Below are 13,565 nucleotides of genomic sequence, written 5' to 3' on the forward strand. Positions count from 1 at the left end.
GAACCGGCAACCGCCGCGGCCACGCTGGCCGGGGTCGCGCCCGTTGCCGCAGCGGCGGTGGTGGCCGAGCTGATGGCAGTGGTGTCGTCAGCCGGGCTGGCCGGGTTGCGGCCGTCCACCAGCACGTTCATGGTCCAGGTGTTCGCCCCGGTCTTGGTGAAGTACTGGGTCATGACATGGGAGTTACCCTGGCTGTCATAGATGTTCACCGAGGTCGAGGAGTTGTAGGTGGTCGGGTCGGCCGAGTTGAACGGGGTGACCGTCGGCACGGTGTTGGTGGAGTTCAGGTTGAAGGTCTGGCTGACCTGGGTGGTCGCCTTGGGCGCCTGGTTCGAGGTCTCGATGCGCAGGTCGCCGACCACGCCGCTCTGCAGCTGGCCCTGGGCATTCACCGGGTAGCCCTGCAGGCGGTAGCCGTTGTTATCCACCACATAGCCGTTCTTGTCGGTGCCGAAGTAGCCGGCGCGGGTGTAGCTCACCGCCCCGTTGTTGCTGGTGACGAAGAAGCCGTTGCCGTTGATGGCCATGTCCAGGGCGTTCTGGGTCGAATCGATGGTGCCCTGGTTGAACAGCTGCGACACGTTGGACAGCAGCACGCCGCTGCCCACCGGGTTGCTGCCGCTGCCCAGCACGGAGGCCGCGTAGACGTCGGAGAACTCCGCGCGGGACTGCTTGAAGCCCACGGTGCTGGCGTTGGCGATGTTGTTGCCGGTGGTGTTGAGGTCACTGGAAGCGGCCTTGATACCACTGAGCCCGATATTGAATGACATGCTTAGCTCCTGGTCGGTATCGCCGACTTACTGGCCAATGATCTGGACTTTGGACAGGCCGATGCTGCCCAGTCCGGCGAGGTTGAGGGTCAGCTCGCCGCCGTTCTGCCCCAGCGTCACGCTGTCGACGTTGGCCGGCAGGAAGGTGGTCAGGCCGTAGGTCTTGCCCTCGTAGTTGGTCTGCGCTTCGAACTTGTAGCGGCCGGGCGGCATGAGATTGCCGCTGGAGTCCTTGCCGTCCCACATGAAGCTGACGTTGCCGGCGGTCTGCTGGCCCATGTCGACGCGGTTCACCAGGGTGCCGCTGTCGTCATAGATATTGACCCAGCTGTTGGCCGTGGACACCGGCAGGGTGTAGGTGCCCTTGAAGGTCTCGGCGGTATCCACCATCGACTTCTCGGTCGGCACTATCACCTTACGCCCCACCAGCGACGAGGCCTGCAGCGCCTGGGACGACTGGTAGTTGGAGAGCACGCTGTCCATGCTGGTGTTCAGCGACTGGATGCCTTCCACGGTGCTGAACTGCGCCAGCTGGGCGATGAACTCGCCGTTTTCCTGGGGAGACATCGGGTCCTGGTTGTTCATCTGCGCCACCAGCAGCTTGAGGAACTCGTCCTTGCCCAGGTTGCTCTTGCCGGCGGTAGCGGTGCCGCTGCTGTCCTTGTTGATCGCATACTGGTCCAGAACCGAGCTGGAGCCGTTGATGCTGCTGTTATCGATGCTCATCGTGCTCTTCCTCAGCGCTTACTGACCCAGGGTCAGGACCTTCTGCATCATCTGCTTGGCGGTGTTCATCATTTCCGCGTTGGTCTGGAACGAGCGGCTGGCGGAGATCATGTCGGCCATCTCCTCCACCACATTGACGTTCGGGTAATAGACGTAGCCGTCCTTGTCGGCGGCCGGGTGGTTGGGCTCGTAGCGCGGGATCAGCGAGCTCTTGTCTTCCACCACGCCCAGGACCTGCACGCCGGAGCCGGCCTGGTCGGTCTCGCCGAACAGCGAACCCTGGTCGCCGCCGCCCTGCGCCTGCTGGAACATGGTGGCGAACACCGGATGGCGGGCGCGGTAGGTCTGGTCGACGCTGGAGGACACGGTCTCGGCGTTGGCGATGTTCGAGGCGGTGGTGTTCAGACGGGTGGTCTGGGCACTCATGCCGGTACCGGCGATGTTGAAGACACTGGCGAGCGACATGGCGATTACTCCCCGCGCAGGGCGTTCATCAGCCCTTTGAACTTGCTGTTGAGGAAGGTGAACGAGGCCTGGAACTGCACGGAGTTCTCCGCGTAGTTGGACTGTTCGATCTGTTCATCGACGGTGTTCTGGTCGATCGACGGCTGGGTCGGGTTGCGGTACTTGAGCGACTCGTCGCCGATGCCGAAACCGTCCGCGGCGATGTGATGCGCGTTGGTCAGGGTGGCGCTGAAGGTGCCGTTCTTCATCTTGTCCGACTGGGCCGCCAGTACCGAGGCGAAATCCAGGTCGCGCGCCTTGTAGTTGGGCGTGTCGGCGTTGGCCAGGTTGTTGGCCAGGACTTCAGCGCGCTGGGAGCGGAAGCTCAGAGCTTGCTGGTGGATGCCGAGGGCTTTGTCGAAACTGATGCTCATGGTCACGAACCTGTTTGCCGGTGTGGGCTTGCCAACACTTCAGCAAGGTACGTGCCAGATTTCCAATTCCTTGTTAATCAAGGGCTTGAGAGTATTTCCAGAGCGGCAAAGGGCGGCAAACAGCGGCAAAGCGGCAAGCGATTTCCTTGCCGCCGCGCTTTATCGCCCTGCCTTGCCGCTGCACGAGACCGTCGCCTTCGATCTGCCGATGCTATGACAGCGGATAACGCAGGCTCGTCATGCGCCCCACCAACGGTTCGCGAGCAAGCTCGCTCCTACAGCCCAGCCAAACACCGGCGTGTCCCTTGTAGGAGCGAGCTTGCTCGCGAACCGCACTCTGCCGTCCACCCCGCACACGTAGGATGGCGTGGAGCGCAGCGATACCCATCTCATGTCCACGCGCCACCGCGATTTCGCCAGGCGCAGAAACGCCAATCGCGGAGATCGTCCGCGATTGTCTGAATGCAACTGCAGGAACGCCGCCCGAACAGGCCGGGCATCGGCCATCACTTGGCCTTGTAGATGATCCCCGGGCTGCACTGGACCATCTGGTAATGGTCGGGCAACGCGTTGAGCGCTTCGGAGGCGCCGAGGAACAGGTAGCCGCCGGGCTTGAGCGTGGCATGGATGCGCAGGAGGATGTCGCGCTTCACCTCGGCGGAGAAATAGATCAGCACGTTGCGGCAGAACACCATGTCGAACTTGCCCAGCGCCGCGTAGCTGTCCAGCAGGTTCAGCGCGCGGAACTCCACGCGGCTCCTGATCGCCGGCTTCACCGTCCAGCGCCCCGGCGTCTTCTGGTCGAAATAGCGCGCCAGGCGCTCCTGCGACAGGCCGCGGCCGATGGCCAGGCTGTCGTACTCGCCGGCCTTGCAGGCGGTGAGCATCGAGCCGGAGAGATCAGTGGCGACGATCTGCACGCCGGCCTTCAGCTGGCCGAGGTTGGTGCGCTCGAACTCGTCGATGGCCATCGACAGCGAATACGGCTCCTGCCCGGAGGAACAGGCCGCCGACCAGATGCGCAGGCGCTGGCCGGGCGATGCCTTGATCATTTCCGGCAGCACGCGGTTCTTCAGCACCTCGAAGGGGTAGGTATCGCGAAACCACAGGGTCTCGTTGGTGGTCATCGCGTCGACCACCTGCTCGCGCAGCTGGCTGCGAACCTGGATCTTCTGCACCAGCTCGCCCAGGGACTTGATGCCCTGCTGCTCCATCAACTTGTTCAAGCGGCTGGAGACCAGGTACTGCTTGTTGGCGCCCAGGAGGATGCCGCAGGTCTTCTCCAGGAAATCCCGGAACAGCTCGAACTCAGAATTGGTGGATGTCACAGATACGCCTCTTTACTCGTGGACAGCTGCTGCCTGCTACGACGACAGCCGCCGGACCGGTGTTCAAAAAAACATAGACGATACGGGCGGCACCGGCGCCACCCGTATCTCGACAGGCCAGGTCAGGCCGTTGCGCCATCCACTGCCTTGATCCGCTCCGACACGCGGGCGGCCAGGTCATCGGGACGGAACTTGGCAAGGAAGTCGTCAGCGCCGACCTTCTTCACCATGGCCTGGTTGAACACCCCGGACAGCGAAGTATGCAGGAGAATGTGCAGATCCTGCATGCGCGGGTCGTTACGGATTTCCGCCGTGAGCGTGTAGCCGTCCATTTCCGGCATCTCGATATCCGAGATCACCATCAGCAGGTCGCTGCCCGGATGTCCGCCGGCTTCCACGATCTGGTTCAGGTAATCCAGCGCCTGGCGACCGTCATTGAGCGCCAGCACTTCCACGCCGACGGTCTCCAGGCAACGCACCAGCTGCTTGCGCGCCACGGACGAGTCGTCCACCACCAGCACGCGCTTGCTCACCGCGCGGGCCTGGGTGTCGGCGTCCAGCACGCCTTCGGAAATGTCCTCCGAGGTCGGTGCAACTTCGGCGAGGATCTTCTCCACGTCGATGATTTCCACCAGCTGGTTGTCCACCCGCGTCACCGCCGTCAGGTAGTGATCGCGACCGGTGCCCTTGGGTGGCGGATGGATCGACTCCCAGTTCATGTTGACGATGCGCTCCACCGAGTGCACCAGGAAACCCTGCACCTTGGTGTTGTACTCGGTGATGATCACGAAGCTGTTGGCGATGTCGCGCAGGGCGTGACGCCCCGTCGCCAGCGCCAGGTCGAGGATCGGGATGGTGCCGCCACGGATGTTCGCCACCCCGCGTACCACCTGGCTGGACTTGGGCATCACGGTCAGGCGGGGGCACTGCAGCACCTCCTTCACCTTGAACACGTTGATGCCGTACAGCTGGCTGCCGTTCAAGCGGAACAGCAGCAGTTCGAGACGATTCTGGCCAACCAGCTGCGTACGCTGGTTGACCGAATCCATGACTCCGGCCATTGAGCCTCCTGTGCACGCAACGCCGCCCGACTCGCGAAGGCGGCATGACCATTGCTTGGATCGTTGCATGAAACAGGCAACGACAGTTTTCCGACAGCCCAGACTCGCGCGCGCCCTGATGGCGGCGCTGCTCGGCATGACGGGTGCGCTGACCTTCTCCCCGGCTGGGGCGGAAGGCTTCACCGCGCCTGAAATCCTTATCGGCTCCACCCAGGGCTTTCTTGAGTTCAAGGTGGAAGATTATCTGCAGACTTCCGGCATAGACGCCCGCTACGACATCGAAGTCGCGCGCATCGACCCCCGGCTGCGCCTGGCGCAGTGCGACAAGGACCTGACGCAGGCGCTGGAAAGCCCGGCGCAGCCCGTTGGTCGGGTCACGGTGCGGGTACGCTGCGACGGTTCCTCGCCCTGGACGGTCTTCGTGCCGGCGACAGTCAAGCTGTACCGTCAGGTTGTCGTCACCACCCAGCCACTCAAGCGCGACCACGTGATCGAGGCCGCCGACATCAGCGTCGTCGAACGCGACGTCGGCCCGCTGACCCAGGGCTACCTGACCGACCCCGAGCGCGCCCTGGGGCAGAAACTCAAGCGCGCCACAGTGAACGATCAGGTGCTCGCGCCGGTCTTTCTCGAACAGGCTGCCGCGATTCGCAAGGGCGAGCAGGTGGTGATCCGTGCGCGTACCAGCACCATCAACGTGCTGATGCCCGGCGAAGCGCTGTCCGACGGGGTGCCCGGCGAGCAGATCCGCGTGCGCAACCTGCGCTCGCAGCGTATCGTCAAGGCGCGGGTGATCGAGCCGGGGACCGTCGAAGTCACCCTGTAACCCTGTGGGTCATGGCCATTTCTGGCATGATGACGGCAACACTCAGCAAAATGTGCAAGGGCGCACAAAAAATCGGCCTAAAGTTTTTCTGCAGACGGCCGAAAAGCTTGGCAAGCGTCCAATACCTCCAGAGGTTTCCACCATGGTTATCGACTTCAACCGGCTGAACCCGGCCACTACGCCAGCTACCACTGGCCGTAGCGGTGCCGCCCAGAGCGGTCGCAGCGAAGCCGCCGCCGAGCCCACCGTCAACGCCCCGGCCAAGAGCGGCGAGCCGGTACAGCTCAGCGACACCGCGCAACAGCTGCAGAAAGTGAGCGATCAACTGAAGGACCAGCCCGTGGTCGACAATGAGAAAGTGGCTCGCATCAAGGCGGCCATCGCTGACGGCAGCTATCAGGTCGACAGCCAGCGGGTGGCCGGCAAGCTGCTCGACTTCGAATCCCAGCGCTGAGCCACTCGCGCTGGACCACCCTCGTAGACCGCCGAGCCCAAGATGTCTGACGCCCTGCTTTCCCTGATCAACGGCGACATCGATGCAGCCACCGCGCTGCTGCAGCTGATCGACGACGAGTTCCAGGCGCTGCAGGTGCGCGACCTGGGCCAGCTGCAGAAGCTGCTCGACCGCAAGCTGCCGCTGCTCCAGCAGCTCGAGCGCAATGGTCGTGAACGCAGCCTGGCGCTCCAACAGGCCGGTTTCAGCGTCGACCGCGAGGGTCTCGCTCAGCTCGCCCAGGCCACCGGCAACGGCGAACTGCTGGCGCGTGGCGACCAGCTCGCCGCCCTCCTCGATCAGTGCCAGGAAGCCAACCAGCGCAACGGCAAGATCATCCGCGCCGGCCAGGCCAGCACGGGTCGCCTGCTAGACATCCTGCGCGGCCAGGACACGCCCAATCTCTACGACCGCCGTGGCGGCTCCACCCAGAGCAGCCGCCAGCGCCCGCTCAGCCAGGCCTGATCGCCGCTGCGACGACCACGCCGAATGTCGCGAGACAGCGCTGGTCTGCCCGCCCGCCCTAGGGCAAAATGCCATTACGCACCCTGCCCCGTGCAAGACTCATAACAAACACAATGGAGACCCGCGGACCGTGTCCAATCTGTTCGCCGAGGAAAATGGCCCTCAACCGCCGAAGGTGCTGAAGGCTCCGGTGGAGATCCACGCCAGCCTGAAAACGCTGATGGACAGTCACGATCCCCTGGTGGTCACCTTCGAAGGGCGCAGCCAGCGCTTCCAGAGCTTCGTCGTCGAGATCAACCGCGAGCGCAACATCGTCGCCCTCGACGAGCTGATCCCCAACGACGGCGAGCGCTTCCTGCAGAACGGCGAGCAGTTCCGCATCGAAGCCTTCCATGAAGGCGTGCGCATCGCCTGGGAAAACACCCAGAACGCCTTCTTCTCCGAGATCGACGGCGCCCGCTGCTACTGGCTGCCGGTGCCGCCCGAGATGCTCTACCACCAGCGCCGCAACGCCTTCCGCGCCCCCGTGGGCCAGGGCCAGCCGGTGGCCGTGGAGATCGGCGGCAGCAAGCTGAAGTCGCCGCTCAAGGGCACCCTGATCGACATCTCCGCCACCGGCTGCAAGATCCGCCTCGAAGGCAACGCCGCCGAGCGCCTGCAGCCCGGCCAGGTCTACGAGGAATTCACCGCGCGCCTGCCCTTCGGCGCGCTGACCATGGAAGTCGAACTGCGCCACGTGCATTTCGAGGACAAGGTCGGCTACAGCTTCGCCGGCATGCGCTTCCACCAGATGAGCGGCCTGGCGCAGCGCAACATCGAGCGCTTCGTCTACCAGCTGCAACGCGAAGCCCGGCGCTTCGAGAAGGACGAGCTGTTCTAGTTCGCTGCGGGCGGCAAACGCTTGCCGCCCTTCCCTCGCGGCCTCACGCGGGCCGGCTTTCTTCCTCTGTTTCTTCTTCCGGCTCGGCGACCGGCGCGCTGCTGTCGTTGCCTGTCATCTGTTCCTTGACAGCCGCTTCGTCGACCCGCGGGTCGAGGGCGGCGGACAGCGGCGAGGACGCCAGGCTGTCCGGCGTGGCGACGTGCTTGACCGGCGCCTCGTCGACCCGGTGCACGCCGCTGACCTTCTCCGGCTGCACGCGCCAGATGAGGATCAGCGAGCAGGCACAGGCGAAGGCGTAGAGCATGTTGCTGCCGAACAGCTTCATCAGCGCGCCGGCCGCCAGCGGGCCGATGCAGGCACCGACGCCGAAGGTCACCAGCAGCATCGCCGTCAGGGAAACCCGGCGCTCGCCTTCGACGTGGTCGTTGGAGAAGGCCACCGCCAGCGGATACAGGGTGAACTGCACCAGGCAGACGACGAAGCCCATCGGCAACAGCCACGCCAATGAAATCGGCGGCACCGGCAGCACCGGCAACAGCGCCAGCGGCAAGGCCACCACCAGCAGCAGGATGGCGGCGTTGCGGATCAGCACGGCGCGGTCGATGCGGTCCGACAGCCAGCCCAGCGGCCACTGCACCAGGAGGCCTGCGAAGATGCAGCCGCCCATGAACAGGCCGATTTCCTCGGTGCTCAGGCCCTGGTCCACCGCGTAGAGCGGCGCCAGACCATAGAACGAGCCGACCACCAGCCCGGACACCAGCACCGTGGTCAGCGACTGCGGCACCCGCTTGATGAAGAAACGGGGCTCCAGCGGCGCCGGACGCAGCGGCGCGGGGTGGACCTTGTGGGTGATCGCCACCGGGATCAGCGACAGCGCGAAGCACAGCGCGATCAGCATCGGCAGCTCCGGGCCGAGCCCCGGATGCACCACCAGCACCAGCTGGCCGAGCACCAGCCCCAGGTAGGAGGCGACCATGTAGCCGGCGAACACCAGCCCGCGCTGGCGCGCCTCGGCCTGCTCGTTGAGCCAGCTCTCGATGACCATGTACTGGCACATCATTCCCAGGCCGATGGCGGTCCGCAGCACCAGCCAGAAGCCCAGCCAGGGCAGCAGGCCGATGCCCAGCACCGCAGCGGTCACCAACCCGCCGCAGGCGACGTAGGCGCGGATATGACCGACGCGGGCAATCAGCCGGTGGCCGATCTTGCCGCCCAGCACCAGGCCGAGGTAGTAGGCGGCCATCATCGCGCCGATCCACAGCCCGTCGACCTTCTCCGCGCCCAGGCGCAGCGCGAGGTAGGTACTGAGCAGACCGGAACCGGTCAGGAGCATGACGGCGGCGAAGTACAGAGCGCGGAAGGCAGTGACGATCCGAAGCATTGGACCTCCTGGTCCAGGACAACCCCGGCGCGAGGGCCGGGTAGCGGAAAGCGGGACTTGCGCTCACACCTTAGAGGCTGCCAATCGGCGCGTCGAGAGGCCTGCCGGGCCTGGAATGGCGCGCGTCGCGCGCGCTCGTGCGGGGTGTTTCGAAGGATGTCGGCGGGATGAACGAGGATGGCCTGAAGATCGCCTGGAGATGGCTGCCGATCACAGCCGCGCCGGTTTCGGCGCAGCTGTGTCAGCGCTCCCGCACTCAGGCCTGTGCGGCGAGAACGCGGCGCTCCCAGGGGGTGATCTCGTCGAAGAAGCTGGTCAGCTCCATGGACTTGGTCGCGCAGTAGCCATCGATGAATTCGTTGCCGAACACCTCGCGGGCCAGCTCGCTGCGTTGCAGGCGCTGCAACGCGTCGTACAGGGTGCAGGGCAGCAGCAGCTCCGGCGGCACCTCGAATTCACCCTGGATCGGCGCGGTGGGTTCCAGCGCCCGCTCGATGCCATGCAGGCCGGCTGCCAGGCTCGCGGCGATGGCCAGGTAGGGGTTGGCGTCAGCACCGGGCAGGCGGTTCTCCACGCGACGGGCCACCGGCGCACTGGCCGGGATGCGCAGGCCGGCGGCGCGGTTGTCGTGGGACCAGCAGGCGTTGTTCGGCGACGCGTAGGGGTGGCACAGGCGCTGGAAGGAATTCACGTTCGGCGCGAACAGCAGCGTGAAGTCCGACAGGCACGCCTGCAGGCCGCCGATGAAGTGGCGGAAGGCCGACGTGGCTTCGCCCTGGGCGTCGCTGAAGATATTGCGGCCCTCGCCATCGACGATGCTCTGATGGATGTGCATCGAGCTGCCCGGCGTGTGCGCCAGCGGCTTGGCCATGCACACCACGATCAGCCCGTGCTTGAGCGCGACTTCCTTGAGCAGGTGCTTGAACAGGAAGGTCTGGTCGGCCAGCAGCACCGGGTCGCCATGCAGGAAGTTGATCTCGAACTGGGTGGTGCCCATCTCGTGCATGAAGGTGTCGCGCTCCAGCCCCACCGCCTCCATGCAACGGTAGACGTCCTGGAAGAACGGCCGCAGGCCGTTGTTGGACGACACGCTGAACGCCGAGTGGCCGATCTCGCGGCGACCGTCGAGGCCGACCGGCGCCTGGAAGGCTTCCAGTGGATCGGGGTTGGGGGCGAAGACGAAGAACTCCAGTTCGGTTGCCACCACCGGACTCCAGCCCCGCTCGGCGTAGCGCGCGACGACCTGCTTGAGCAGGCCGCGGGTGGACAGCCCGGAGGGCTTGCCGTCGAGCTCCAGCGCATCGCAGATGGCGAAGGCGCGGGGTTCGTCGCTCCAGGGCAGGCGGTGGATCTGGGTGGGCTCGGCGACCAGGGCGAGGTCGCCGTCGTCGCTGCCGTAGTACTTCGCCGGCGGGTAGCCGCCCATGATGCATTGCAGCAGGACGCCGCGCGCCAGTTGCAGCCGGCGCCCGGTGAGGAAGCCCTCGCCGGTCATCACCTTGCCACGCGGCACCCCGTTGAGGTCGGGGGTGACGCACTCGATCTCTTCCACTCCAGCCAGGCGTTCGGCGAGCGGGCTACGTAGATCGCTACTCATGGCTTCTTATCCTTGTTCTTCTTGTCCCTGTCACAGGACGCCGCGCGAGGTGCGCGAGCCCGTACAAAATACGCATCACGCGTTCGATATTTCAAGCGCGCCTCGATGGGAGTTTGCGCACGCGGCATGTGTAGGAGCGAGCTTGCTCGCGAACCAGCCCAGCGCCGGAGTCGCCGGATGATCTGTTCGCGAGCAAGCTCGCTCCTACAAGGGGGTGTCAATGAAAACGCCGCTCGGGAGAGCGGCGTTCTCGTTGCATCCCCCAAGGTCAGAACAGATGGGTGAACAGCCAGTACAGCGACGCCGAGAGCACGATGGCCGCCGGCAGGGTCAGCACCCAGGCCATCAGCAGGTTGCGGATGGTGCGCATCTGCAGGCCCGAGCCATTGGCCGCCATGGTGCCGGCCACGCCGGACGACAGCACGTGCGTCGTCGACACCGGCAAGCCGTACATGTCCGCCGCGCCGATGGTCATCATCGCCACCAGCTCCGCCGAGGCGCCCTGGGCGTAGGTCAGGTGGGTCTTGCCGATCTTCTCGCCGACGGTCACCACGATGCGCTTCCAGCCGACCATGGTGCCCAGGCCCAGGGCGATGGCCACGGCGACCTTGACCCACAGCGGGATGAAGCGGGTCGATTCGTCGATCTTGCCCTTGAACGCGGCCAGCTTGCCGGTGGTGTCCGCGTCGAAGTTGCCGACCTTGTCCTTGTCCATCAGGCGGATCGCCTCGCTGGTCAGGTACATGTCGTTGCGCACGTTGCCCATGGCTTCGGCCGGCACGCGGGCCAGGCTGCCGTAGCCCTTCACTTCCGCGCCGATGGCGCCGGTCAGCGCCGCCAGGGAAGGGATCAGTTCCGGCTTGGCTTCCTTGGTGCGCACGTATTCCGAGAGCACCGCTCGCGGATCGGCCGGAGCCGGCTGCGGGGCGGCGCGGACCAGCGCCTGCTGGGTGACTTCGGCGATGGCGACGAACTGCACGGTCTGGTCCGCCGGCACGGTGCGGTTCAGCGCGTAGGCCATCGGCAGGGTGCCGACCAGGATCAGCATGATCAGGCCCATGCCCTTCTGACCGTCGTTGGAACCGTGGGCGAACGACACCCCGGTGCAGGTCAGGATCAGCAGGCCGCGAATCCACCACGGCGGCGGCGTCTTGCCCTTGGGCGCCTTGTACAGCGCGCGGTTCCTCACCAGCAGGCGCAGCGCCAGCAGCAGGAGCGCGGCGCAGACGAAGCCGATCAGCGGCGAAAGCAGCAGCGAATAGCCGACCTTGGTCGCCTGCGCCCAGTCCACGCCGCTGGTCCCGTCGCGGCCATGCATCAGCGCGTTGGCGATACCGACGCCGATGATCGAGCCGATCAGGGTGTGTGACGACGACGCCGGCAGGCCCAGCCACCAGGTGCCGAGGTTCCACAGGATGGCGGCGATCAGCAGGGCGAAGACCATGGCGAAGCCGGCCGAGGAGCCGACCTGCAGGATCAGCTCCACCGGCAGCAGGGCGATGATGCCGAAGGCCACCGCGCCGCTGGAGAGCAGCACGCCGAGGAAGTTGAAGCAGCCCGACCAGACCACCGCGAAGTGCGGCGGCAGCGAGTGCGTATAGATGACGGTGGCCACCGCGTTGGCGGTGTCGTGGAAGCCGTTGACGAATTCGAAGCCCAGGGCAATGAACAGGGCGACCCCCAGCAGCAGGAACGGCGTCCAGGTGGTGACCGCGGTAGTGACGTCGTCGACGTCGCGCACCAGGCTCCAGGCCGAGAACAGCAGGCCGACGGCGAGCACGGCGAAGAAGATGAAGGCGGTGATGCGGCCGGGCTTGTGTTCCAGATGGGGCCGGTCTTCGACGACGGGAAGATCGCCGGCGGCCAGGGTATCGGTGGTCATGCTGGGAGTCCGCTTGGAGGGTGTCCCGGTCATGATCGGCGGGGAATGTTACAGGTTGTGTCTCTGCACAGAAGACGAACATTGTAGGAGCGAGCTTGCTCGCGAACCGGACCGGGTTCAACGGCATCAGGCGGTTTGCGAGCAAGAACCAGGCGTCCCCCTCGGTCCTACGAAGAGCAGCGTTCTCAGTAAACCTCCGGCACCACGATCTCCCGCGGCGTCGGCGTGCGTGAATAGTCCTCGTGGCGCTGGCGCTGGGGCAGCACCACGGCCGGGTGTTCCACGTCCTCGTAGGGAATCAGTCCCAGCAGGTGGCTGATGCAGTTGAGCCGGGCGCGCTTCTTGTCGTCGGCCTGCACCACCCACCAGGGCGCCTCGGGGATGTGGGTGCGCTCGAGCATGATTTCCTTGGCCTTGGTGTAGGCCTCCCAGCGACGCCGCGATTCCAGGTCCATGGGGCTGAGCTTCCACTGCTTGAGCGGGTCGTGGATGCGGCTGAGGAAGCGCAGATGCTGTTCGTCATCGGAGATGGAGAACCAGTACTTGATCAGCTGGATGCCCGAGCGCGCCAGCATGCGCTCGAACTCCGGCACGCTGCGGAAGAACTCCTCGTACTGGTCGTCCGAGCAGAAACCCATCACCCGCTCGACGCCCGCGCGGTTGTACCAGCTGCGGTCGAACAGGACGATCTCCCCCGCCGCCGGCAGGTGCGAGACATAGCGCTGGAAGTACCACTGGGTCTGCTCGCGGTCGTTCGGCGCGGGCAGCGCGGCAACCCGGCAGACGCGCGGATTCAGGCGCTGGGTGATGCGCTTGATCACCCCGCCCTTGCCCGCCGCGTCACGGCCCTCGAAGAGGATCACCACCTTGTGGCCGCTCTTCACCACCCAGCTCTGCAATTTCACCAGTTCGCCCTGCAGGCGGAACAGCTCGCTGAAGTAGCGACGGCGGGCGAGCTTCTCCTCGTCGACGTCGGCGTGCTCGTCGAACAGCTCGTCGAGGTTGCGCACGTCCTCCAGCAGTTCCAGCTCCAGCTCTTCGTCGCTGTGGTCGAGCAGTTCGCGGTGGATGCGGCGGATCACGGATTCATGGGTCAGGGGCATGGCGGCGGCCTTCGCACAGGGGCTTTGCCGCCAGACTAGGTGGGCTGGGTGTCAGGCTGGTGACAGCGGCCGCCCGACCTGTAGGAGCGGGGGTGGTGGGGCGGACTGGGCTGCGGGGGGTGGGGGTGGGGGGGGTTGTCGGGGCCGTCGGGCGGACGCGAAGCCTGGCCGG

The 13,565-nt window shown here is 65.5% G+C and carries 15 protein-coding genes; 5 read left to right on the forward strand and 10 right to left on the reverse strand.

Annotated features, from left to right (window positions below; translation table 11 throughout):
* The 4 genes from ACCC94_RS21660 to flgB form a co-directional block, all read right to left on the reverse strand.
* Window positions 1-770 (reverse strand): flagellar hook protein FlgE (locus ACCC94_RS21660; protein WP_413351601.1); only part of this gene is annotated, 770 nt, incomplete at its 3' end.
* Window positions 771-797: 27 nt separating this feature from the next.
* A complete protein-coding gene (gene flgD, locus ACCC94_RS21665; RefSeq protein ID WP_413351602.1) occupies window positions 798-1,496 on the reverse strand; it encodes a flagellar hook assembly protein FlgD in 699 nt (232 codons plus the stop codon).
* Between the two features lie 18 nt (window positions 1,497-1,514).
* Window positions 1,515-1,961, reverse strand: a complete 447-nt coding sequence (gene flgC / locus ACCC94_RS21670; protein ID WP_413351603.1) for a flagellar basal body rod protein FlgC — start codon at window positions 1,959-1,961, stop codon at window positions 1,515-1,517.
* Between the two features lie 5 nt (window positions 1,962-1,966).
* On the reverse strand, window positions 1,967-2,374 hold the full coding sequence (flgB, locus tag ACCC94_RS21675; protein WP_017520251.1) for a flagellar basal body rod protein FlgB: 408 nt from the start codon (window positions 2,372-2,374) through the stop codon (window positions 1,967-1,969).
* Between flgB and ACCC94_RS21680 the strand changes: the two genes are divergently transcribed.
* Window positions 2,373-2,591, forward strand: coding sequence for a hypothetical protein (locus tag ACCC94_RS21680; protein WP_413351604.1), 219 nt, complete (start codon window positions 2,373-2,375; stop codon window positions 2,589-2,591). The two genes, flgB and ACCC94_RS21680, sit on opposite strands and share 2 nt — an antisense overlap.
* 289 nt (window positions 2,592-2,880) lie before the next feature.
* Here the strand turns inward: ACCC94_RS21680 and cheR are convergent, their stop codons facing one another.
* Window positions 2,881-3,702 (reverse strand): protein-glutamate O-methyltransferase CheR, encoded by an 822-nt coding sequence (gene cheR / locus ACCC94_RS21685; protein ID WP_413351605.1) that lies wholly within the window; start codon window positions 3,700-3,702, stop codon window positions 2,881-2,883.
* Between the two features lie 122 nt (window positions 3,703-3,824).
* A complete protein-coding gene (locus ACCC94_RS21690) occupies window positions 3,825-4,763 on the reverse strand; it encodes a chemotaxis protein CheV (protein ID WP_413351606.1) in 939 nt (312 codons plus the stop codon).
* Window positions 4,764-4,899: 136 nt separating this feature from the next.
* Between ACCC94_RS21690 and flgA the strand changes: the two genes are divergently transcribed.
* From flgA to ACCC94_RS21710, 4 genes are all read left to right on the forward strand, one after another.
* Window positions 4,900-5,589 (forward strand): flagellar basal body P-ring formation chaperone FlgA, encoded by a 690-nt coding sequence (gene flgA / locus ACCC94_RS21695; RefSeq protein WP_413351615.1) that lies wholly within the window; start codon window positions 4,900-4,902, stop codon window positions 5,587-5,589.
* A gap of 142 nt (window positions 5,590-5,731) precedes the next feature.
* On the forward strand, window positions 5,732-6,043 hold the full coding sequence (gene flgM / locus ACCC94_RS21700; RefSeq protein ID WP_088416697.1) for a flagellar biosynthesis anti-sigma factor FlgM: 312 nt from the start codon (window positions 5,732-5,734) through the stop codon (window positions 6,041-6,043).
* 42 nt (window positions 6,044-6,085) lie between these two features.
* Complete coding sequence (locus tag ACCC94_RS21705) at window positions 6,086-6,547, forward strand: flagella synthesis protein FlgN (protein ID WP_413351608.1); 462 nt, start codon at window positions 6,086-6,088, stop codon at window positions 6,545-6,547.
* A 130-nt stretch (window positions 6,548-6,677) separates the two neighbouring features.
* Window positions 6,678-7,427: a flagellar brake protein gene (locus tag ACCC94_RS21710; RefSeq protein WP_413351610.1), complete on the forward strand. Its 750-nt coding sequence runs from the start codon at window positions 6,678-6,680 to the stop codon at window positions 7,425-7,427.
* A gap of 43 nt (window positions 7,428-7,470) precedes the next feature.
* On the opposite strand, the gene ACCC94_RS21715 is transcribed toward ACCC94_RS21710, so the two are convergent.
* The 4 genes from ACCC94_RS21715 to ppk2 all read right to left on the reverse strand — a co-directional run bounded on the left by ACCC94_RS21715 (window position 7,471) and on the right by ppk2 (window position 13,393).
* Window positions 7,471-8,811: an MFS transporter gene (locus ACCC94_RS21715; protein ID WP_413351611.1), complete on the reverse strand. Its 1,341-nt coding sequence runs from the start codon at window positions 8,809-8,811 to the stop codon at window positions 7,471-7,473.
* 256 nt (window positions 8,812-9,067) lie between these two features.
* Window positions 9,068-10,306: a glutamine synthetase family protein gene (locus tag ACCC94_RS21720; protein WP_413351618.1), complete on the reverse strand. Its 1,239-nt coding sequence runs from the start codon at window positions 10,304-10,306 to the stop codon at window positions 9,068-9,070.
* A 370-nt stretch (window positions 10,307-10,676) separates the two neighbouring features.
* Complete coding sequence (locus ACCC94_RS21725) at window positions 10,677-12,290, reverse strand: inorganic phosphate transporter (protein WP_413351612.1); 1,614 nt, start codon at window positions 12,288-12,290, stop codon at window positions 10,677-10,679.
* Window positions 12,291-12,475: 185 nt separating this feature from the next.
* On the reverse strand, window positions 12,476-13,393 hold the full coding sequence (gene ppk2, locus ACCC94_RS21730) for a polyphosphate kinase 2 (RefSeq protein WP_413351613.1): 918 nt from the start codon (window positions 13,391-13,393) through the stop codon (window positions 12,476-12,478).
* Between the last annotated feature and the right edge of the window lie 172 nt (window positions 13,394-13,565).

The organism is Pseudomonas sp. Pseusp97 (genome assembly GCF_047304025.1).
GTDB lineage: Bacteria > Pseudomonadota > Gammaproteobacteria > Pseudomonadales > Pseudomonadaceae > Pseudomonas.

Excerpts from the sequence above, each read along its gene's own strand:
- flgM (WP_088416697.1), top strand. The coding sequence starts at position 5,732 with ATGGTTATCGACTTCAACCGGCTGAACCCGGCCACTACGCCAGCTACC.
- flgD (WP_413351602.1), bottom strand. The coding sequence starts at position 1,496 with ATGAGCATCGATAACAGCAGCATCAACGGCTCCAGCTCGGTTCTGGAC.
- flgA (WP_413351615.1), top strand. The coding sequence starts at position 4,900 with ATGACGGGTGCGCTGACCTTCTCCCCGGCTGGGGCGGAAGGCTTCACC.
- ACCC94_RS21690 (WP_413351606.1), bottom strand. The coding sequence starts at position 4,763 with ATGGCCGGAGTCATGGATTCGGTCAACCAGCGTACGCAGCTGGTTGGC.
- ACCC94_RS21680 (WP_413351604.1), top strand. The coding sequence starts at position 2,373 with ATGGTCACGAACCTGTTTGCCGGTGTGGGCTTGCCAACACTTCAGCAA.
- ppk2 (WP_413351613.1), bottom strand. The coding sequence starts at position 13,393 with ATGCCCCTGACCCATGAATCCGTGATCCGCCGCATCCACCGCGAACTG.
- flgB (WP_017520251.1), bottom strand. The coding sequence starts at position 2,374 with ATGAGCATCAGTTTCGACAAAGCCCTCGGCATCCACCAGCAAGCTCTG.
- flgC (WP_413351603.1), bottom strand. The coding sequence starts at position 1,961 with ATGTCGCTCGCCAGTGTCTTCAACATCGCCGGTACCGGCATGAGTGCC.
- ACCC94_RS21715 (WP_413351611.1), bottom strand. The coding sequence starts at position 8,811 with ATGCTTCGGATCGTCACTGCCTTCCGCGCTCTGTACTTCGCCGCCGTC.
- ACCC94_RS21720 (WP_413351618.1), bottom strand. The coding sequence starts at position 10,306 with ATGACCGGCGAGGGCTTCCTCACCGGGCGCCGGCTGCAACTGGCGCGC.
- ACCC94_RS21725 (WP_413351612.1), bottom strand. The coding sequence starts at position 12,290 with ATGACCACCGATACCCTGGCCGCCGGCGATCTTCCCGTCGTCGAAGAC.
- ACCC94_RS21705 (WP_413351608.1), top strand. The coding sequence starts at position 6,086 with ATGTCTGACGCCCTGCTTTCCCTGATCAACGGCGACATCGATGCAGCC.